The sequence below is a fragment of the Acidovorax sp. LjRoot194 genome, from assembly GCF_964253015.1.
In the GTDB taxonomy this organism is placed as follows: Bacteria; Pseudomonadota; Gammaproteobacteria; order Burkholderiales; family Burkholderiaceae_C; genus Acidovorax.
Genome location: NZ_CAXUQB020000002.1, coordinates 39,215 through 58,684, shown reverse-complemented (window position 1 = coordinate 58,684; position 19,470 = coordinate 39,215). Strand labels below are relative to the sequence as shown.

Below are 19,470 nucleotides of genomic sequence, written 5' to 3'. Positions count from 1 at the left end.
CGCCTCGTGCTCCTGTATTCATGGGTGGCGAACAACTTCAATGTCCTCGTGCCCAAGCGTAGGGGCGCTGGCTACCTGCGCGTGCCATACGGCCATCACGTTATTCCGGGTCTCGACGCCTTGGCTCATCGAGTTGGGGTGGACGTGACTGGGCTGGACGGCGCCTTGTGCTTTGAGTGCGGCGGCTCGGTGTTCAACGGGAGCGCGGCGGTCAAACAAGCATTCGCTGCCAAAGTCGTTCCGCTCCTGGAGGCCCATTACGGGATGGCTTCACGCGAGATTTCGGCTGATGAGTTCTGGAAGCTGCATCCCTGCTACACCAGTATTGGGGCGTGATGTAGGTCACAGACAGCCCCTCAGGCGAAACGTCACTGTTTTGCTTGCTTTTCGGGGGCTTCTGGAGCGGTGCGTGTCTGGACAATTGAACGCGAGGGAAGGGCGCACCGACGCTTGTTCCCTCGCTTCATTTTCTGTCCGGCCTCGTCATGACATACCCAACAATCGATTCAAGCTCCACCAGCGATAACGCCGTGGAGCTCGCTCGCCACTATTTATCGAGCCAAAGGGTGATCGCCATCGTCTTCTTTGGCATGGGGGCTGGAATCGTTCTGGAAACCGCTCGGATTTCGGCTGGGGGGCATCTGCCAAACCCCCTTGATTCAGTCCTTCTCGCGACGATGTATGCGTTGGGGCTGGCCTTCTTTGCGGGAAGCATCCTCATCGGCATGGGGCGCTTCAGGCCTCTGGGGGATGACGGGCTCCTGCTGCTGGAGGTCTTTCCCTTCAACAAAGCTGGCAAGAGCCATTTGGAGAAAGCTCTGGCCGGGAGGGCCTATCTGCGCGTAGTCGACCTCCAACAGGCCCTCAAAACGCATTTCGATTACGAAGCGCAATTGCAGGTGGCTCGGGGTCACGAGCCGCACGCATCCGCATTGGCCAGCCACCAGGGCGCGGAAAGGAGCTTTTCAAACGAAGTGCAGCGGTGCATGCCAATGCTTGAAATCTCCAGTTCACAGCGTTCCTGAACAGCATCATGAAAATCACAGTTGAAGTTACCCGCGCCGAACTCACCCAGATGGACGCCGATGCAGACGAGCTGGAATCAGCACTGCAACTGGGCCTCATGTCAGGCGTCGCAATCCAGGGCGACATCCTCTACATCAACGAACTCAGCTTGAACGTTGTCGTTGTGGACGGCGCGGGCAGCGGCTCGGTGAATCCGTTTGAAAAAATCCTTGCGCAAGCCCGAGGATGATCAACAAGGCTCCAGTGAAAGCCCCGTTCAAGCATGCCGAACTGTGCAAGCTGGCGGTTGGCTGGCTCAAGCGCCCGTCATCGCGTGGAGGTCATGGCTGCAGCGTTGCGATTGACGAATGCCGCACTGGCTGGACTGGTGAAGTGCCTGACGCCCTGGGCTACAGAGCCGCTGGTACGGCCGGTGATGGCACGGTCCTTGTCGAGTGCAAGGTCACCAGGGCCGATTTCCTCGCAGACAAGCTGAAGCCCCATCGCCAAATGGGCGGAGTTGGTAACTGGCGCTATTACCTCGCCCCTGAAGGCCTCATAGCACCTGAGGAACTGCCTCCAAAGTGGGGCCTTGTCGAGGTTAATGCACGTGGACACCTGAAAACACTCGTTGGTGCGTATACGGGCTCCGATTACAAGCTCCAGGAGGAGCGGCTCGCAGCGATGCGCCATGAGTCGGACACGGCACGCGAGTTTTTCCTGGTGGTGCGCATGTTCGACCGGGTCAAAGACGCTGAGAAGTTCATCGATCTAGGCAAAGAGCGCAACCGCTTGGCGTTCCGCGTCAATGACCTCGTCAATGAGCTGCGTGTTGCCAAAAACAAGTCTGGAGATCTACTGCACCAAGTTCATGAGCTGACCGATGAGCTAGGCCGATATCGCGCAGCTCACGGCTCCCTACCAGCGCTGGAAGCCGCCCTGTCGACCCGCACGCTCCCAAGGCTCCGCATCACTGAAATTTGAATCGAGAGAACGAATATGTACGAGAGATCTGGTCGCGATCCTGCGGCCGAACTGAAGCAGGCGGATGAGGAACGGAAGCTGCAGAGGCTGCAGCGCAATCTGCGGTTCGTCTCCACTGACCGTCGATATTTTTGGCGGATGCCTACCTGGTTGTGGGTGCCCATCGTGATGGCACTTGTCGTATTGCTGGTTGCTGCACTTTTAGTTGCCTGAGCAAAGTTTTGAAGGAGAAAAATGACGAATTTACATATCATGCCGAACGACGCCTCAGCTTCTCGCGCAGACCCGGAGCTGTTGAAATTGACGGCCAAGGCTAGCGGTTTCACCAACTTCCCTGTTGGCCTAGTTCTCCTCCTGGTGCTCGTTGGGGCAGGATTTATCTCGTTGTCGATTGCCGGGTTTCTGGGAGTATTCACAGAACCTCGCATGGACCAGATTAACGCTGCGATTCTTGGTGCCTTGGGCCTATGCGCGCTCTTTTTCGGCTGCATCCTTGTGGCCGATTTCCTTGCGGAGATTGAAGAGGATGGGATCGATCTCGTAAACAACTTTTCCTTCAACGAAGCGGGGCGCTGCTATCTTCGAACCCTCATGGCTACCCGTAGCAAGCTGCGCAACTGCGACGTTGCTGAGGCATTGAGCCGACATTTCAAGCGCGAGATTGAAGTTGAGCAAGAAGCTTTGAGACGGCGTCGAGAGGAAAGCATTGCGCGACTCAAGGCCCAAGGTTGATTTCGGGTAACGTTTCCCGGCCCTCTCGCATCTGTTTTAGGTTTACCAGCAGCTCCAAGAGCCCCAATATGAATGCACGCATGCCCCATGTCTTCCCCGTGATCCACCACCTGGATGCGACAACCACTTTCTCCGAGATTCTTGTTTCGCGGGCCTGTGGCGCTGCCGGTGTTTTCCTGATCTCGCATGAGGGCGCGGATCTCGAATTGTTGGACATCGCGCGCACCGCCATCCAAGAAAACGCAGGCTTCCCGATAGGGTTGAATCTGCTTTCCATGCGATGCGTCAAGGCAGCGAGGATGGCTATCGAAGTGGGGGCCCCGATGGTATGGGCGGACGACATGGGCGTTGACTCCCAAGGGCTGACGGCTGATGGCCGCGCGATGGCATCCATAGCCCGGGAAGAGCCCCAGTTGAAGCTTTTCGCGAGCGTTGCGTTCAAGTACCGTCCTCACGAAATCGACCCTGTCGGAGCCGCAGCTCAAGCGCGTGAGGCTGGCTTTATCCCCACTACCAGCGGTGAGGCCACTGGCCACGCTCCAGACCCGAAGAAGATCGTGTCAATGGGGGAGGGCGGGGCTCTTGCTATCGCCAGCGGTATGACACCAGAGAACGTGCATATCTATGCCCCGGCCCTGACTCACATCCTCGTAGCTACTGGGGTGTCCCGTTCCGAGCACCACATCGACCCTGCGAAGCTCTCTACGCTCATTGGCAAAGTTCGACCAGCAGTGCTCGTCTAAAGGCTGGAACTGGAGCCCCCGTGAGTCGCAGACTGCATACCATCCGCGGGAAAAACACTTTTTGCGGGCCAGCGGCCATCGCATCTGTTCTGGGGCTGACAACAGACCATGCGGCGCGTGTGTTGCGTTCCATAAGTGGGGATAGGCGCGTGACCGGCGTCTACCCGATGCATTTCCTTCAGGCCATGCGCACCCTCGGGTGCGAGGTAGAGCATTTCTTGATACCTCCAGCGCATCGCGTGCACGTGCGGAAGTGGCTGGTTGAACACGTCAACCTCTTCGCTGAAAAGCACGTCGTCATTGACTTCGCAAACCACTATGGCGTTGTCCTGGGTGGACAGTACCAGTGTGGTGTTTCACTAGGCCCTGTTGACTGGGCGACTCAGCTCATCCCGTGGGAGCGAGGCGAGGTGAGTGAGTACATGGTGATCAATCGCTTGCCCATGGCAGTACCCGGTGACACCGTCGCATCGGACCGTAGGCTGCTTCAACGTGCGCGCAAGCTCGCAGCCAGGTACGGAATCGATATTGCCCATGAATACGCTGGAAGCTTTGTGGTGTCATGCCCTGCGCTGGAGGATGATGACCCCCATGAGGGCTGGAGGGAGGCCGAAACTGCGCGGCAGGTGTTGGACCAGGTTGAGGACTATGTCGCCTGCCTGCTCAATGGGTACCTTGAGGCTGTTACCGATCCGCGCTTGTGGGAGAGCTCTACAGAGCAAGGATGGCTACCACTTTCAACCGCCCGAGCGGCGGACCGAGTAGGCCACTAGGCTGGCCCAGGACTTTACGGGACTTTAGCCCTGCAAGCAGTCTCTGGGTCGCGTAGCAATGTGGTTGTGGACGATGGTTCATTGCTGAATTGGACGCATGTTCATTGTAGAATTGGACGAAGAACCAATGCGTAATTGGACGATCCTTCCCCACCCAAATCTTCATGTCCGCTGCGTCCCAAGACCTGATCTATCGTCACCTCACTGGCTGGGTGAGCCTGTCGTTGATGGACACACCCGTTGTGATGGTGAATGGGCCTCGTCAGTGCGGCAAAACCACCCTGGTAAAACAGTTCGCCCAAGGAATGGCATCTACCGTTCCTGAAGCCCCGGAGCAGGTCCCATCGGAGGGCATGCCCTATTTGACTCTGGATGACCCAGCCTTACTCGATGCGGCCAGGAATGACCCGGTCGGGCTCATCAAGCAGCTCGACCGCGCGATCATTGATGAGGTGCAACGCGCGCCTCAGCTGCTGCTGGCCTTGAAGCAGTCGGTCGACCAAGACCGCCGCCCAGGCCGGTTTCTCCTCACGGGCTCAGCTAACCTGATGGCGCTGCCCCAAATCGCTGACAGCTTGTCTGGACGCGTGGAGATCCACACTCTGCTCCCCCTGTCGCAAAGTGAGCTACAAGGGCGCGCCAGCGACTTCCTGCAGCGTGCTCAAGAGCAGAACTGGCCCCTTACCAACAGCGAATGGGTGACACCTGCGGTGAACGGGGAGTCGGACACCGTCCTGAACGCCTTGGCAGGCGGATACCCTGAAATGCGGGCTCGCCTGAGTGCAGCGCGGCGTACTGCGTGGGCAAGGTCCTATATCCGCACCCTGGTGGAGCGGGACGTCCAAGATATCGCGCAGATCGAGCACCTGGACCAAATCCCTCGTCTGCTGGATGTGGCCGCGGCGCACTGCGGTCAGCTCTTCAATGCCTCGCAGATAGGCGGTCAACTCTCGATGGACAACCGCAGGGTGGAAAAGTACCTGGGCATTCTCGAAAAGCTGTTCCTAGTGCAGCGCTTGCCGGCGTGGGGGCGCAACGAGCTGGGCCGCCTGATCAAGACGCCGAAGCTGCATTTCCTGGACGCGGGGCTGCAGGCAACTCTCATGCGCCTCACCCCCGACATGCTGATCAAACACCGGGACCGCTGGGGCTCGACCCTGGAAACCTGGGTGTATGCGGAGCTGCGCAAAATCTTGGCCATGAACGACGAGGCCTGGTACTTGGCTCACTACCGAGACAAGGACCAGGTGGAGGTGGACTTCGTGATGGAGTCTCCACTGCGGCAGATCATCGGCATTGAGGCGAAGGCAGCGGCCACCGTGGGCGCCCAAGACTTCAAGGGCCTCAGGCGGCTGCAGTCCCAGACGGCCAAGGACTTCATCACTGGCATCGTCCTCTATGACGGCGACAAGGCCCTCTCCTTTGGTGAAGGCATGTGGGCTGTGCCGCTGGCCGCACTATGAGCCCCAAGCCCCAGCGCAACCAGAACAGAAGCCCCGAGGCTGTAGCAGCCCGAGCAGTGCACCTGTTGGACGCCCTTCCGCTGGAGTGCGATGGTCTGACACGCTCACTCTCCCATCTCCTGATGCGCGAGGGCATCGAGCACGTGATTCATATCGGTTCGCTGGAAGTGGGTGGGGTAGGGCACATCACTCTTCACTGGTGGATCGAGCTTCCAACGGGACAGATCTGCGACGCACGCGCACGCATGTGGTTGGGAGACGATCCCCGTGTGCCCCATGGGGTGTTTGAGCCCCGAGATGGTCTGCGCTACGTTAGCAAAGCGGTCAAGAGTTTCGACTACTCGCCCGTGATTTTCTGGGCGATCACCGAGAAGCCGATTGAAGAGTTCAACCTGCACGCGGACTAGGTGTGGATCAGTCTGAAGAAGGCCTGTGACCCTGCGGCGCCAAGCGGAGAATTCCAGGCCAGGCTGTCACCCGCGGTGTTGAGTACCCCAGTTGCTGGTGGAGCGCATTCATCGCCGTGGCAATTGCAGGTGCAGGTACCACATACCCCTTCAGCTCAAGGTCAGGAATGCCGCAGACGCGAGACAAAGCGGTTTCCCATCCCGGGAAATGTGGCCATGGCACGAGCACGTGGGTGCCGTTGTGGTGCGTGACTCGCACCCAATACTGACCTTCTCGTGAGCTGAATAGTGCCACCGACGTGTTTTGGCGATGCTGCCACGGCCAAGGGTGTTCTGGCCGAGGAGGTGGCGGTGGCGGGGCAGGGCGTCGCACCGGGGCAACTTGAGCGGCTGTCTGATATGGCATCACTCGAAGCCGCGCTTGCGAAGCTGCTGCAGCCGCAATCAAGGCCTCCTGCTCTGCCTTGAAGCGCGCGATCAACTCGGCGGTGTTGGTCGCCAGCATGTTGCGCTCTTCGTCAGTGAGGGGATTGCCCTTGTCGCCCCCGCCTCGACCTGCATACAAAGCCTCTCCCAGCGCAGTAGCTCCACCGTACCTTTTGGCAAAACATGTTGAGCCCAGCACAAGAAGATCCTCTTCTTCCTGCACCACGTGAATCGCTGCATACACCTTGTGGCCGCAACCAGGCTGCTGGCACTGGACGGTCTTATTTGGATGCACGGACACGATTGCGAGAAGGCGGCCGGGGGTAGTCATCGGTAGCTCAAACGTTGGGGGTCAGTTACGCACCTTTTTCTCATCTTCTCAGTGTAAAACGGGAGATTCATACTGTTACATTCACTGCGCTAGTTTGTGAAAAGGGTTGGGATGAAAACAAATCGTGCGATGACTACGCTCAAATCGCTTGTGCGGTTGCTTGCGATTGCTTCTGCTGCTGCGCAGGTACACGCTGCTGCGTTGAGCGACCTCAGCGACGGCACGACTGGCCGGTTTGAATACGAGTCCTTCAGTCCGCCCAACCGGCACCTTTACGCGCGGCAAATCAAGGCCGGTTCGACGCCGGCAACGATCTCCGCAGAGCTGCTGATGCCGAAGGGCATGGCCAAGGACGCCAAGGTGCCGGCAGTGGTGCTCAGCCATGGCAGCGGTGGAGTAGAGAGCAACATGCGTGACGTCTGGGCCAAGGAATTGAATGCCGTGGGCTATGCGGTGCTGATTGCAGACAGCTACAAGCCTCGGGGCGTGACAGAGACCAACACGAACCAGGAGCGGGTTCCATACCCAGCCCACGTGGCCGACACCATGAATGCGTTGCGAATGCTGGTGACCCATCCGCAGATCGATGCGGCGCGGATTTTCAACATCGGCTTTTCTCGTGGCGGCAGTACCGCATTCGACACTGCCTGGCCCACGTGGTCTGACCCCGTGAACACAAGTGCGGTGAAGTTCGCGGGGCATGTGTCGTTCTACCCTGGCAACTGCAACATCCGCTACCGCACCGACGACAGGGAAAAAGCGACCGCTCCTATTCTGGTCTTGTTGGCAGAACGGGATTTGGAAGAAGCGCAGGACGTTGGGGTTTGCCGCCGCTGGTATGACGAGCTGATCGCCAAAGGCAACAACATTCGATACAAGGAATTCAAGGGCGCTCGCCACGGTTTCGACACGTTGAACTTCGCGTACCGGGTCAATCCACGCACCACCAGCGCCAAGAATTGCGACATGGAGATGTACATGACCATGAAGGCGGGTAGCGGCCTTGGGAATAACGTCTACGATTTCAAGAAGAAGCAGTCCATGACCACCGGGCCGGAATTCACTGCTGCGGCTAATGAGTGCCAGGCAATAGTTCCGGGTTCGCGCGGCGGCGGGGAGGCAAAAGCAATCCAAGCGGAAGCCGTACTGGACACCATCACATTCTTGAAGAGCATTCCCTGAGCCCCTTCCCTATGCCAACTGCACGCCAGTCCCTCTGGGAGTAGCCATGGACGAAATCCGAGATGCCATCCGCGTGCTTGCAAAGCACAAGTACAGGTCCATGTCCAACGTGGTCGGCGAATTCATCGAGAGAGAAGTCGCCCTGGTGCTTGAAGGCGTGCAGGCCAGCCACTGCATGAAGGGCTTCGACGTTATGACCAAAGAGCAGCGCAGGGTAGAGGTCAAGTCACGCAACGCTGAAGCCAAATCGTGGCTGTGCCAGCTCCCCGCTCACAAGGTGGATGCGATGGATGACTTCGTGCTGGCCATCGTGCGGGAGGGGGAGATCGAGAAGGTTTTGCTCTTCAGAAAAGAGACTTTGCTTTCCCTGCGCGGACCATCCGGCATGGTCTACATCGACAAGGGTCAGCACGGGCACGGGGAGGACATTACCCACCTGTTTCGCACACGGGAACCAATCTCTGAAGAGCTTGCCGTCCTTACAGCGGGCAAAGCTAAAAACACGCAGTAGCCTTCAGGACTAAAGAAAAACTAAAGGAAGGAATGTGAATGCCGTTGCCCCTCATTGCTGTCATTGCAGCCCTTAAAGTGGGCGGCAGTCTGGTTCCCCACGCTGCTGGTGGATTGATCGTTACCAGTGCTGGTGGGTATGTGGCGGGCACATATCTGAGTTCGGCTGCAATCTATTCCCTGGTTGCTGGCACAAGCGCAGTGCTTGGTGCAGGGGTGCTGACCGTAACGGGCGTTGCGAGCGCAATCATTGGGAGCGCGGGATACTTCGGAACCACCCTAGGGGCAAGCGGGCTCACGGGGATCTTGATGTCGGCGGGAATCCTGCCCGCCACTCCCATCGTCGTTCCCGTCGTTGCAGGCCTAGGCATGAGCGGTGGGTTGGGTTACCTGACCTACTTGCTGTTGAGGCTGCGGAAGAAGCTAAAGGCTGCGGGCAGAGGTGATGAGGTTCAATTTACCGAGGCTGAGGCAAAGATCTTCGAGGCCCTCATCCGACGCTTCGCGAAAAAATCGGGGGACGGCGCCAATGCTCAGACGTGAATTGGACTTGGTGCGCCGATGATCGCACCAAGAGTTGAGTAAGGCGATGACTTCTCAGTAGCCCAGTTCGCGCATAGCCTCATCCTCAAGCTCTCCTTGCGGCGGAACGTGTATGAGATCGCTGCTTGTTGAAGAACTCGGCTTTCTCCCGCCTGCGCCGTCTTTAACTTTCGGCTTTTGACGTGGGAATCGGTTCCGCAGACTGTGCTGTCAAGGCTCAGTAAATCTGTGGGGCTCAACCCTCCGCGCTACGGCTATGTGATGCTCCACTGTCTATACGCGCGCACGTGGTCGAGAACTTCCTGCGCTGAAATTTCGGACGCAATAAGTAAGACCAACGACACGCTCTTCAGGGCCCCCAGGTCATATAAAACTGGATTGGCCGCGTAGTCGCGCTCCAAGGCGCATTCGATCTCATCCGGAAAACTGAAGTCCTTCGACAGTTCGCCGTATTCCATCATCAGCGCCGTTCGCGTCTTCGTTGGCATGACTATGGTGCCTTGGTCAAAGCCCCAAGAGGGCACCCATGCGCTCCTGAAGGCTCTTTGCAGGTATCGTCCGTGCCGCTGGCTCCAGGTGCTCTGCCGCCACGGGGTTTTGCTTCGATTGCAAGAAGACGCGACGGAGGGTCTGGTTTTCTTGCTCCAGCGCCCGGTACCGCTCCTCCAGGGCATCTATCTCACCCTGACGGGCCTCGAATCCCTCATTCCATTCGTAGGTAAGGGCGTCCTGATGTTTTCTCGCACGGGCTGCTTCTGCTGCTGACAGCAGGACTTCAGTTTCGAAGAGCAGATCCGCGCCCAAGGACCTGATGGAGCCCCTGGTGCTTTCGTCCAAAATGGGTTCAGACTTTTCCGCCTCTTCATCATCGTTGGCGCGCTGCGCAGCCTCCATCAGGCTTGCTATGGCCATTTCAGTGAAGCTGGTGCCCCTGGCTATTCGATGAGCGATGAGAAGATGGCCGAGGCCGGGCCACAGGTCATTGCGCCAGATGCGGGTGTCAAGACGGTGCCAGCCCTTTGGCGTTACGTAGAACGCTTCGGGCTCATCCTTGGCATCGGTGGTGGAAGCAATGGCAAAGTGGACAGCCAGGTCCCTCACCTCGACCCCGAAAAAGTAGGCACCTTGACTGGGCTCGGGGTCGAGCTCCTTTGCCAACTTGTGAACGACCTCATCCGGGAGCCAATAGGACGAGAGCATCGCGAACAGAGGAAATGGGGATGACGAAAAGCGTGTTCCCCCGTCTCCGTTCAAGAACACCCGCCCCTGGAGACCCAAGCCCGCGCAGTCACTTTCCGCGTCCTCGCGAAGGAGGGCCACCATGCGAGAAGTGCGTTGCTTGATCTCTGCCCACTCGGGGCTTTGGAAGCGTGATTCCCTCTCACTCACGGCCACGCTTTGCCCACCACCAACTCGCAACACCGCTTCATCCAGATCCTGTTGCTGAGCCACCCCTTCCAGGGCGTTGGTGAGGGTCATCAACAGACCGCTGAATTTCTTGTTGTGCCGGTTCTCTTCATGGGCGCGGCGCAGTTGTAGCTTGCGCTCCTCGCGTTTTTTCTTTTCTCGCTTCTGGTCCTTTGTGAGCTTCGACGCCATGACCGTGCCTTACGTGTAACTGGTAGGGAGGTGGGAAGGCATGTGCCCGACGATGACCTTTTGCTCCTCCTCGTCGTAGCAAAAGTACACCCTCATGCAAAAGCGTGGATCTCGGGCATTTCCCTTGATGAGGTGCTGATCCAGAAATCTGCGCCTTCCTCCCCTGCGAACGAAGTACAGCTCACCCATTTCGCCGGCAACGCTCGGGTCAACGGAACCCCCAAAGTCGATACCAATTGAGCGGGCCTTGTCCCTGAAGGCATTTCGGTCGGCCTTGCCAGTTTTCACCTGGGTGTACTCGTTGGCCAGCAGCTCCAGGCATTCGTAGAGCAGGGCGGGTTGCTCAAAGGTGCTGCGCTTTGTGGCCGAAATCGCCCGTTGCATGATGACGATGCGATGTTCGTTCGCTTGGGCCCACTCTGCTATGTCCTTCAGCTGCCACTGCCGGGGGGCTCCGGCCGAGTCAGGCGGTGCAGGCGGCGCCAGGAATGCAGGGGGAGGGGAGTAGGTGCTCTCTGCGGCAATTGCGGCCTTGCTGAGCGATTTAGCCAGGTGCTTCCAATACTCCACGTCGGCTTGCAGCCGTGCGAGCAGGGTGGTTTCCTCTCGAACTGCAGTGACACCAGCGGGGTTGCTCCCAGCGGCCACCAGCTCGGAAAACGTGGGATATCGGGCGGCGGGGTGCGTTTCCGATAGCAAGCCCGCGAAGACGTCCATCCACAGCTCATCCAGGGCGTCGCTCGCTGGCGTGTCGCCCATGCACAGGCGGCGCCCCACCAGAGGCTGTCCGGTGCTAGCCGGCAAGAGGAAAGCTTCCCACACCCCTTGTGTTGCTGCGTCCATCACCTGAGCGGCAAACCACTTACCAGTGGGGTCACACCACCACTGGACATGCAGGCGATCACCAGTCATCGACCCGATGGTGTCACCTGCAGGCGCGCGCAAATGCGGGTCGAGGGTGGCCAGCATTTCCCAGAAAGACTGCGCCAGCGCTGGGTAGCCTGCGTGGCTGCTGTCCAGGCCGCAAACCTCGCCTCGCCGGCATCCTGTACTGACCTGAGCGTTTAAGTCCATAGCGGAATTTGACCACGGGTTTGAGACGGTGTACGGGTTCAGTTGGGTGCGTGGCCTATGCAGATTCAATACGCGGGTGTCATATGGGGCTCGGGTGTTGCGTGGTAAGTTAACTGTCGTTTTTGTGAAAATCGTTAGTCAACCTTTTGTTGACTGTGCAACAAATCTTGTTATATAAAACTATTGTTTTCTCTAAAAACGACAGTTAACTATCTATGCAAACACTCAGCGCATTTGCCGCAGCGATGACAGAAGCGCAGAAGGCGCGGAAGATCACCGCCAACGCGCTTGCTGAGCGCACAGGGCTCACTCCGCAGGCTGTCCGGCAGATCCTTTCCGGCCAAGCAGCTCCCCGCTTGACCAATGCCATGGCCCTCGCCTCGGAGCTGGGGCTGGAACTGGTCCTGTTGCCCAAGGAAGCGGCCCATTCGCTGACACAAGCTCCCCGCGCCGAGCGCGCTGTGCTAACCGACGTGGAACGCCGTCTCGGCCTCGGAAGGGGATAGATATGCAGTACCGCGCTGTGAACGTCTTCCTTGGGCCGCAAAAGCGTCTTGTGGGGCTCCTATTCCAGTACGGCACGGGGCCAAACGCCATCACCCGCCTTGTGCCCGAGCCCCAGTTCTGGAACGACAACGAAGCCCCAGTGTTCTCTCAAAACGCACTGGTGGCAGATCCGCAGGCCCGCGCTGCCTTCTTGGCGGAGTACACGGCCCAGCCATTCTTCAACGGGGAGGGTGACCAGCTGCCGCCGTTCTTCCTGAACCTGCTGCCAGAGGGGCCGCTGCGGCGCCACCTGGAGCAGATCGGCCACCTCGACAAGGGTGACGACTTCGGCCTGCTCAGCCTGTGCGGCACGGATCTCCCCGGCGCGGTGTACGTGGAGCAAGCCCCGTTGGACAACAAGAGCGTGGCCAAGGTGGTCACGCAGGACAACGATGCGCTGGAGATGACGGTGACGCCGATACCGCTGCCCGAAGCAACGTCCCTGTCTGGCGTGCAACCCAAGCTCTCCCTCGTGCAGTCAGGCGGGCGGTACGTCGCTCGGACAAAGAACGCACGAGGCATCCACATCATTGCCAAGCTTCCAACGGTGGAATACCCGCTGCTTCCCCAAGTGGAGGAACTGTCCATGCGCCTGGCTGCGGTGGCCGGTGTGAACGTGTGCGAGGTGGAGCTGGCGCCGCTGGAGAACATCGAGGCCGACCAGCCGTTCGTGCTGGGGGAAGGGCGGCAGTTCCTTGCGGTGAAACGCTTTGACCGCACCGAGTCGGCGCACATCCATTGCGAGGACTTCGCCCAGATTTTCGGAGTGCGGCCAGAGCTCAAATACAGCCACCCGCTGGCGAGCTATGCAGCCGTGCTGCGGGTTCTGGTGCAAACGCCGGGGCTGGGCATGGACGCTGCGCACGAGATGCTGCGCCGCATCGTGGTCAACGACTTGCTGGGCAACTACGACGCACACCTCAAGAACCACGGGCTGATCTACCGCGATGGCCGGACGCCCGAGCTGTCACCCGCCTATGACGTGGTGGCGTACGCCGCGTACCTGGCGGGCCGGGGGCACGCACTTCGGTTTGCGTCGGCTGGGCCAAAACATGCGCGAGTCACACCCCAGGTGATTCGACAGCTCTGCAACGAGGTTCCGGGTCTGCTGGAGCCGAAGGTGAACGCCCTGCTCAGAGAGACAGTACGCAAGGCTTTCGATGCTTGGCCCGACATGATCGCCGCGTCAACACTCTTGGACGAGCAGAAAAGCCGCTTGCTCAAGCACTTCGAAGCCACGCCAGCCATCGCCTCACTGCGCAAGCGCGCCAGCAAGATTTCCGGAGAAAAGCCATGACCGTCATAGAAAAGCCCGAAGCCTCGACCAAAGCGACCGTCGCCGTGGAGGAAACAGCCGTAGCGCGAGAGGTAGCCACGCTCTGGCCGCACCTGTTCGGCCCCGGTGTGTTCGTGCCGCTCAAGGTAGGCATCGACAAGGCCCTGGCCATCGACGCTGAGCGCCGGGGCTCACTCCTGACGCGCGCCAAAATCCGCTTGTTCCTGGGATGGCATGTGCGCAGGGTTGGATACCTGGAGGCCGCGAAGGAAGGGGTTCCACGTCACGGCGTGAAGGGAATTCCCGAAATCGCGCGAGTCATCACGGAGGCCAACGTCGCCTATGCGCTGGAGAAGCTGCAGGCGGTTTTGAAACGTGATGACGCACCATCAGTGTCCGACGTCGATGGGGAAGAGGGCATGGCGTGGTGGAATGGTCTCGACCGCCGAGAGCGGGCCAAATGGATGAAGGCTGCGGGCGAGACAGCTGTTGCAGCCGATGCCTGGAATGCGTTCAAAGTGGCTCTTATGTCGCTGGTTTGACGAGCTCGGCGAATGAATGTTGAGCCACCTTTGTCCTTTCGCGGATCTCCTGACCCGCGTGCGTTCATCGACCCAGGCTGGAAACCCCTGCTGACCCAGATCACCACGCTCAAAGACGCACTGGACCACGCCTTCCGTTGGCAAGGCGAGGGAGGCAACGAAGAGTGGATCAACGCCGTGCTGAGGCGTCACGGGCTGGCGCTTGAGCACTTCAAAGGAACATCCCACCAAGAGGGCCCGCATTTCGCGGATCGCTTCGTTTTCATGCTTCTCGGCGTGGAGTTTCGTTCGAAGTTCGGAAACGGCGGCGATCAGATGATGACTATCCCGCCATGGGCAGTTCTGGGATGGGTGCGCAAGGAGTCATACAGAGACACACCCTCCGCCCCCATGAAGAAATTGAAGTTTGAAGCGCGGGATGCGAATGAATGGGACCCCGAGGGGTACACCAGCTTTTGGAGTGGTTTTCCCTTGTTCCTGGCCGGCGAAGGAAAGAACCGGACGCAGTTGCATCGTCTTGCAGGCGTGCACAGGCGGGCGCCTGTTCATGAGATGCCGTTTCCGGTCATCGAAGGTTTTGTGGCTAGTCCAGTTCCGTTTTTCCCGTGGGCGGTTGCCATCCGCAGCGAAACTCATCCCGTGCAGGTGCTTCCGTTTCGGGGGCTCACCCAAGATCTGGTCGGCAGATTGGGGCTTCAGTGGAGCCACAAACCCTGCTGGCGCGCCCTTGCGAAGCTCATGGGGATGGTGCGACCACTGGAGTTCGCGCGATGGAGAAAGCTCGGCCCAGGTAGAGGTCTTGGTGTCTATCTGCAGATGCGCTTGATTCGCGCAGCGCGATGAGGTGAGCCGCTGGGACGCACGATATCTACTCCTGACTGATGTGAAGTGGGCTCGACTGAACAGCGATGAGATGTAGCTGCGCCTCATCGCGAGAGGCGCTTCATAAGGCCGATTTACAGCACTTTTCTCATAACGTTCAGTTTTAGCGTGCTTTTCAGCCCTGTTTGAAGCGGGTGCGCCGGTAACACTTTGTGCATAGGTGGTGAGCCTTTTTTGGTTCATCAATCGATTGCTTCAAAGACCGGTCACCAAGTGCTTTCTTCTTCACTGCTTTTCGATTTGCGATGCGCAATAACTTGCGCATGCAGCTTCTTCGTTTGCTCCACCGTGCAGGCGGCAGACGTATTTGCACCCCCGGCTGCTGCAGTTCCCAGTGTTTCGGCCGAGCAAGAAAGTCGCATTGCGCGGCTTGAGGCATCGCTCGCCAGCGCCATCGAAAAGATCGGCAAATCGAATGATTCGGTAAAGCCTCCAGACAGCGGGATCAAGCTTAGTGATCCCCTGCCTCTGCCCCTCCCATCGAAGGGCAGCGCGCCTGGCTCCTTCGTCATCGCCAAAACCTCGACCGAGCTGGTGAAGGAGCAAGAACGCGTCCTGGGGGTGATGAACGACTTCGAGATCTACGTCTATGAAGGCGTCGTTCGCAAACGGCCCGCCGAGGCATCCACCCTCACGCTGCCCAAGATTGCAGGGGGTGGCAAATGAAAGTCGCTTCTTTCCGACTGCTGCCACTGCTATCACTCGCCGGTGTGTTGGCTGGATGCGCGGCATTTCCTGATTCCGTAGACAAGCTTCCAGTCCGCAGTGAAGTGACCAGTGAGATGGAATCGAAGTGGGCCAGCTTGCCTGCAGTCCAGTACGTGCGTGCTGAGACCGGAAAGAGTGTGCGCAAGAGGGCGCCTTTGCCGAGCAGCGTGGCGCAGATGCCCCTGAAGTTCTCGCTCAGCGCCAAGGCAACGTTGGCTGAGCTGGTCAGTGCGATTGAGCTGCAGCGCGTCCGAGTCGTGCTCAAGGCCAGCGAGGAGAAGCGGAATGAAACGGTCCAGATGACCGCTTTCAATGGCACCGTAGCTGAGTTCCTCGACTCCTTCGCGCTCGTCCACGACCTCGACTACGAATTCATTGATGGAGTGCTGCTCGTACGGCAGGGCGTTCGATACATGGTGACGGTCCCTCAGAACAGGGAGCTGATGGAGCGTATTCCTGTGGCCATGGGCGGGCTCGGTGCTACCAACATCAAGGCCGACATTGACTCGGGGCTTGTGACGTACGACGCGACCTCGACCGTCAGCAGGGATGTGGATTTGTACCTCCAGCGCATGGCTGCTAACGCGTCCATGGTGGCTCTGCAGATCGCCGTGATCGATGTGCGGCTCAACCGTGATGCGGGCCACGGCTTCGACTGGAACGAATTCTCGGCCAAGTGGGGCTCCGGCATTGATAAGCCAGTGGCGACCGGCGTGAACATTCCTGTCACTCCACAAGGCGTCGGCGCTGCAGCTGCGGCTGTGGTGACCCAGCGCGTCCTTGGCTCAGTTGCGTCGCTGACCGGTGGGGGCTTCGGGATAAAGATCGACGACGCGAAGTTCTCTCTGGTTGCCGCTATCAAGCTGCTTTCCAAGTACGGCAAGGCCCAGACAAACCAAGACGTCCTCATCAGCACACTCAGTGGTGCACCGGTAAAAATCAGCTCGGGCAGTCAGATCCCCTACGTCAGCAGCGTCGGCGCCGTCGCTGCGGTAGGTGGTGCAGTGGCAGGCTCAGTCAACACGAGCACGGTGAACTCGGGGCTCAAGATTGACATTGTTCCCAGATACGACGCTTCCGAGCACCTTGTCGTCACGAACGTCAAAGCCAAGCTCTCCTCTCTCGTGCGTTTCCGCGAGCTGAGCGCCGGCAACGCCGTGGGCACGATCAGCCAGCCCGAAATCCAAGAACTCGAATTCGAGAACATCAGCCGCATGCGGCCTGGGCAAATCATCATGCTCGGCGGCATCTCGTACGACCAGGTCAGCGAAAGCTACACATCGCTGACGGGGCTTGAGAAATCGAAAATCGGCAGCGAGGCATTGACGACCAACCGTCACGCCATCTTCATCGTGATTCGCCCGTCCATCACGATCTTCGGCGCAGATGTCGAAGCGCAGGCCACTCCACAGAGTGGAAGCTGAGGAGCCACCATGCGCCGAAACAAAAGCGTAAGTGCCTCCGACGCACAGGAATTCCTCGGTCGCCTGCCAATGCTGCTCGTCGTGGGCGCAATGGATGCCGAGAGCCATGCGGATGTGCTTGCCTATGCCCGCGGGCTCGCGGAGTCACAGGTGATCGCCAAGGACGCGTGCTTCATTGACGTCGTTAGCCACAACGGACGAAAAATCTTCGAAGTCCAGGAAGGCGGTCTTGGCCGCTCCATCACCGCTTGGGCACTGCAGTTGCTGGAAACCGAGCCTGGCGCTCGGGTCGACGTCCCACTGACGGAATTTCGTGTTGCCTCGATACGCCAGACAGGGACAGACCTGATCACCGTCATTCACCCCCCGGATGAGATTCGCCACGCAAAAGCTGCAGAGGGTATCGGGTCGCTCTTCTTGGGCAAGCCACTGGCGCCTTTCTACGGAACAGCACGCGCTATCCGTAGCGCAATGACAGCGCTACTCGTGACGAGCGCCGTCGTGTTCAGCGTCGCAGGGGGGGTGTATTTCCTCAAAGGGTCGGCCCTTGACGCGGGACGCTATACGCATCGGTTTGCTGCAATTAACCCCTCTTACAGAACCGACATAACCAATCTGCCAAGCACGCAGCTTGATATTGCCATTCAAAAGTTGACGACCAACGGCGGTTATCTGTCTTACATCAAGTACGGGCAGGGCCGCTGGTCCTGGGCGCAGGCAACTGGGTCTGCCGCGTCGCCGAAGAAGGGGGGCGCCAATGATTGAGCGTGCGGTGAACATTCGAATTGCCGTTGCCTTTGCAATCGCCTCAGCTTTTTTGCTGCTGACTTCTGCCTTTTTTATTTACGCTGCGAGCTCCGTGGGAAAAGCGCAGTCCAAGGAAATACTAGCTTCGCAATGCGTTAAGGAATTTGAGGCCTATGGCATTAAGTCTGCCATTCGGGCCCACGATCATGCAATCGTGTCATATCAGCCTACTACTGATTTGATGCAGGATCGCGTGAAGTCTTCGTCAATTGTTATCGGCCGCTGTGCCGGTTACAAGCTGGCGGAGTTTTGTGCTGGGAGCGGTTGCGCTAAACCCGGCGTGTTTTTTATTCTGGAACCTGTCTGAGGAAAATATGTTTAGCTTGATTATTTCTATCGTTTCGATTGCTCTGGTGGTTGCCCTCGCAGCTGCGACTATGTACTACGGCGGCGATGCCCTTTCGCAAGGTCGTAGCAGCGCCGATGCAACCGCGTACGTTACTGCCGCACAGCAAATCGGCGGCGCTGCCGTAATGCACATCACCACTCAGCCAGCAAACCCTGCAAGCGTTGCTGACCTGGTGACCAGCAATAACCTGAGCGGCGTTCCCAACGTCAAATCGCGCGTCGAAGGTACCAATGACTGGGTTCTCGTTGACGCTGTGGCAGGTACGTCGCCCCGCATGATCACCATCAACCTGGCCGGCACCCCCGCTTCCAATCAGAAGCTGTGCGACCAGATCAACAAAAACGCTGGTGCAACAGGCATGAACGCAACTACCGGCGTGATTGCAGCCCTGGGCACGCTCCCCTACGCATGCGTGGCTGGTGCTACTGGCACTGATCCACAAGTCTTCCAGTTCAAGTTCTAAAACGCGATCTAGGTAATCAAGCCCCGCCGCTCTGCGGCGTGGGCATAAAGGTCGTTCTGATGAGTAAGTTCAATAAAGCCCAGCACTACGCCAGATTCATGGACGGTTTACTCGCCGTCATTTCTGGCCTGATGACTATTTGGTACTTGATCACAGGGGATTGGGTCGCAGTGGTGTTCTGGGGCTTGGGTACGGTAATCAGTTTTGCGGCTTATAAATATCAACCTGCCAAGTGGCTGCTCAAGCACTTGACGGTGCGATAAGTTGGGATTGAAACATGTTTAGTTTGATTATTGCGGTCGTGAGTATTGTTCTGGTGGTCGCCTTAGTTGCTGCATCATTTTATTATGGTGGGGATGCCATGGCTGATGGCAAAAAACAGGCTGACACGGCAGGCCTTATCAATCAGTCTCAACAAATTGCTGCCGCCTTTGAAATGTACATTGCGGACAACCCATCCGTAACCTCTGTGAGCATCTCGGACCTTGCTCCCATTTATCTCACCTCTGTGCCTGATGGATGGACTCTTTCGTCCGTGCCGATGCCAGCCCTAAATGGGTATGTCGCGTATCCGATTGCGGGCACGGACTCGGCAAAACTTCAAACGTGCACGGAAGTAAACAAGAAAATGGGTATTACAGGGCCAGTTCCTTCTTGTTCTACCGTTTCCGCCAATTTTGCAGGTTGCTGCACCCAATAAA

At 58.4% G+C, this 19,470-nt stretch carries 27 protein-coding genes; 24 read left to right on the top strand and 3 right to left on the bottom strand.

All coding sequences use genetic code 11. The features are described 5' to 3' along the window. The first annotated feature begins 6 nt into the window (after positions 1-6). The 13 genes from ACSQ3N_RS26565 to ACSQ3N_RS26505 all read left to right on the top strand — a co-directional run bounded on the left by ACSQ3N_RS26565 (position 7) and on the right by ACSQ3N_RS26505 (position 9,099). A complete protein-coding gene (locus ACSQ3N_RS26565; protein WP_436137132.1) occupies positions 7-336 on the top strand; it encodes a hypothetical protein in 330 nt (109 codons plus the stop codon). Positions 337-485: 149 nt separating this feature from the next. Beyond that, positions 486-1,025 (top strand): hypothetical protein, encoded by a 540-nt coding sequence (locus ACSQ3N_RS26560; protein ID WP_436137131.1) that lies wholly within the window; start codon positions 486-488, stop codon positions 1,023-1,025. An 8-nt stretch (positions 1,026-1,033) separates the two neighbouring features. Continuing rightward, positions 1,034-1,255 carry a hypothetical protein gene (locus ACSQ3N_RS26555; protein WP_436137130.1) on the top strand — a complete coding sequence of 74 codons (222 nt, stop codon included), beginning with the start codon at positions 1,034-1,036 and terminating at the stop codon, positions 1,253-1,255. After that, complete coding sequence (locus ACSQ3N_RS26550; RefSeq protein WP_436137129.1) at positions 1,252-1,989, top strand: adenylosuccinate synthase; 738 nt, start codon at positions 1,252-1,254, stop codon at positions 1,987-1,989. The genes ACSQ3N_RS26555 and ACSQ3N_RS26550 overlap by 4 nt, the downstream gene beginning before the upstream one ends. 15 nt (positions 1,990-2,004) lie before the next feature. Further along, the gene (locus ACSQ3N_RS26545) at positions 2,005-2,202 is read left to right on the top strand and encodes a hypothetical protein (protein WP_436137128.1); all 198 of its coding nucleotides are present in this window, start codon (positions 2,005-2,007) and stop codon (positions 2,200-2,202) included. A gap of 21 nt (positions 2,203-2,223) precedes the next feature. Beyond that, positions 2,224-2,721, top strand: coding sequence for a hypothetical protein (locus tag ACSQ3N_RS26540; protein ID WP_436137127.1), 498 nt, complete (start codon positions 2,224-2,226; stop codon positions 2,719-2,721). An 80-nt stretch (positions 2,722-2,801) separates the two neighbouring features. Beyond that, positions 2,802-3,464 carry a hypothetical protein gene (locus tag ACSQ3N_RS26535; RefSeq protein ID WP_436148022.1) on the top strand — a complete coding sequence of 221 codons (663 nt, stop codon included), beginning with the start codon at positions 2,802-2,804 and terminating at the stop codon, positions 3,462-3,464. Positions 3,465-3,613: 149 nt separating this feature from the next. Next, positions 3,614-4,237 carry a hypothetical protein gene (locus ACSQ3N_RS26530; protein WP_436137125.1) on the top strand — a complete coding sequence of 208 codons (624 nt, stop codon included), beginning with the start codon at positions 3,614-3,616 and terminating at the stop codon, positions 4,235-4,237. 164 nt (positions 4,238-4,401) lie between these two features. Then, a complete protein-coding gene (locus ACSQ3N_RS26525; protein ID WP_436137124.1) occupies positions 4,402-5,700 on the top strand; it encodes an ATP-binding protein in 1,299 nt (432 codons plus the stop codon). Between the two features lie 122 nt (positions 5,701-5,822). Next, on the top strand, positions 5,823-6,107 hold the full coding sequence (locus ACSQ3N_RS26520; RefSeq protein WP_436148021.1) for a hypothetical protein: 285 nt from the start codon (positions 5,823-5,825) through the stop codon (positions 6,105-6,107). Positions 6,108-6,993: 886 nt separating this feature from the next. Then, positions 6,994-8,046 carry a dienelactone hydrolase family protein gene (locus tag ACSQ3N_RS26515; protein ID WP_436137122.1) on the top strand — a complete coding sequence of 351 codons (1,053 nt, stop codon included), beginning with the start codon at positions 6,994-6,996 and terminating at the stop codon, positions 8,044-8,046. A gap of 46 nt (positions 8,047-8,092) precedes the next feature. Beyond that, positions 8,093-8,557 carry a hypothetical protein gene (locus ACSQ3N_RS26510; RefSeq protein WP_436137121.1) on the top strand — a complete coding sequence of 155 codons (465 nt, stop codon included), beginning with the start codon at positions 8,093-8,095 and terminating at the stop codon, positions 8,555-8,557. A 38-nt stretch (positions 8,558-8,595) separates the two neighbouring features. Further along, complete coding sequence (locus ACSQ3N_RS26505) at positions 8,596-9,099, top strand: hypothetical protein (RefSeq protein ID WP_436137120.1); 504 nt, start codon at positions 8,596-8,598, stop codon at positions 9,097-9,099. A 254-nt stretch (positions 9,100-9,353) separates the two neighbouring features. On the opposite strand, the gene ACSQ3N_RS26500 is transcribed toward ACSQ3N_RS26505, so the two are convergent. From ACSQ3N_RS26500 to ACSQ3N_RS26490, 3 genes are read right to left on the bottom strand one after another with little or no spacing between them, the layout of a single operon-like run. Beyond that, the gene (locus tag ACSQ3N_RS26500; RefSeq protein ID WP_436137119.1) at positions 9,354-9,587 is read right to left on the bottom strand and encodes a hypothetical protein; all 234 of its coding nucleotides are present in this window, start codon (positions 9,585-9,587) and stop codon (positions 9,354-9,356) included. A 16-nt stretch (positions 9,588-9,603) separates the two neighbouring features. Beyond that, a complete protein-coding gene (locus ACSQ3N_RS26495) occupies positions 9,604-10,698 on the bottom strand; it encodes a hypothetical protein (protein WP_436137118.1) in 1,095 nt (364 codons plus the stop codon). A gap of 9 nt (positions 10,699-10,707) precedes the next feature. Further along, positions 10,708-11,667, bottom strand: a complete 960-nt coding sequence (locus ACSQ3N_RS26490; protein WP_436137117.1) for a hypothetical protein — start codon at positions 11,665-11,667, stop codon at positions 10,708-10,710. Between the two features lie 320 nt (positions 11,668-11,987). Here ACSQ3N_RS26490 and ACSQ3N_RS26485 point away from each other — a divergent pair, with 320 nt between their 5' ends. From ACSQ3N_RS26485 to ACSQ3N_RS26435, 11 genes are all read left to right on the top strand, one after another. Continuing rightward, entirely contained in the window at positions 11,988-12,278 is a 291-nt protein-coding gene (locus ACSQ3N_RS26485) for a helix-turn-helix domain-containing protein (protein ID WP_436137116.1), read from the top strand. 2 nt (positions 12,279-12,280) lie between these two features. Continuing rightward, complete coding sequence (locus tag ACSQ3N_RS26480; protein ID WP_436137115.1) at positions 12,281-13,615, top strand: type II toxin-antitoxin system HipA family toxin; 1,335 nt, start codon at positions 12,281-12,283, stop codon at positions 13,613-13,615. Beyond that, positions 13,612-14,136, top strand: a complete 525-nt coding sequence (locus tag ACSQ3N_RS26475; RefSeq protein ID WP_436137114.1) for a ProQ/FINO family protein — start codon at positions 13,612-13,614, stop codon at positions 14,134-14,136. The genes ACSQ3N_RS26480 and ACSQ3N_RS26475 overlap by 4 nt, the downstream gene beginning before the upstream one ends. Positions 14,137-14,148: 12 nt before the next feature. After that, positions 14,149-14,979 (top strand): hypothetical protein, encoded by an 831-nt coding sequence (locus ACSQ3N_RS26470; protein WP_436137113.1) that lies wholly within the window; start codon positions 14,149-14,151, stop codon positions 14,977-14,979. Positions 14,980-15,306: 327 nt separating this feature from the next. Next, positions 15,307-15,684 (top strand): hypothetical protein, encoded by a 378-nt coding sequence (locus tag ACSQ3N_RS26465; protein ID WP_436137112.1) that lies wholly within the window; start codon positions 15,307-15,309, stop codon positions 15,682-15,684. Continuing rightward, on the top strand, positions 15,681-17,150 hold the full coding sequence (locus ACSQ3N_RS26460; RefSeq protein ID WP_436137111.1) for a type II secretion system protein GspD: 1,470 nt from the start codon (positions 15,681-15,683) through the stop codon (positions 17,148-17,150). The genes ACSQ3N_RS26465 and ACSQ3N_RS26460 overlap by 4 nt, the downstream gene beginning before the upstream one ends. A 9-nt stretch (positions 17,151-17,159) precedes the next feature. Continuing rightward, positions 17,160-17,915: a hypothetical protein gene (locus ACSQ3N_RS26455; RefSeq protein ID WP_436137110.1), complete on the top strand. Its 756-nt coding sequence runs from the start codon at positions 17,160-17,162 to the stop codon at positions 17,913-17,915. Beyond that, positions 17,908-18,264, top strand: coding sequence for a hypothetical protein (locus ACSQ3N_RS26450; RefSeq protein WP_436137109.1), 357 nt, complete (start codon positions 17,908-17,910; stop codon positions 18,262-18,264). The genes ACSQ3N_RS26455 and ACSQ3N_RS26450 overlap by 8 nt, the downstream gene beginning before the upstream one ends. Positions 18,265-18,280: 16 nt before the next feature. Next, positions 18,281-18,769, top strand: a complete 489-nt coding sequence (locus ACSQ3N_RS26445; RefSeq protein WP_436148020.1) for a hypothetical protein — start codon at positions 18,281-18,283, stop codon at positions 18,767-18,769. Between the two features lie 59 nt (positions 18,770-18,828). Next, positions 18,829-19,032, top strand: coding sequence for a hypothetical protein (locus ACSQ3N_RS26440; protein ID WP_436137107.1), 204 nt, complete (start codon positions 18,829-18,831; stop codon positions 19,030-19,032). Between the two features lie 14 nt (positions 19,033-19,046). Continuing rightward, the gene (locus ACSQ3N_RS26435; protein WP_436137106.1) at positions 19,047-19,469 is read left to right on the top strand and encodes a hypothetical protein; all 423 of its coding nucleotides are present in this window, start codon (positions 19,047-19,049) and stop codon (positions 19,467-19,469) included. The last annotated feature ends 1 nt before the right edge of the window (position 19,470 follow it).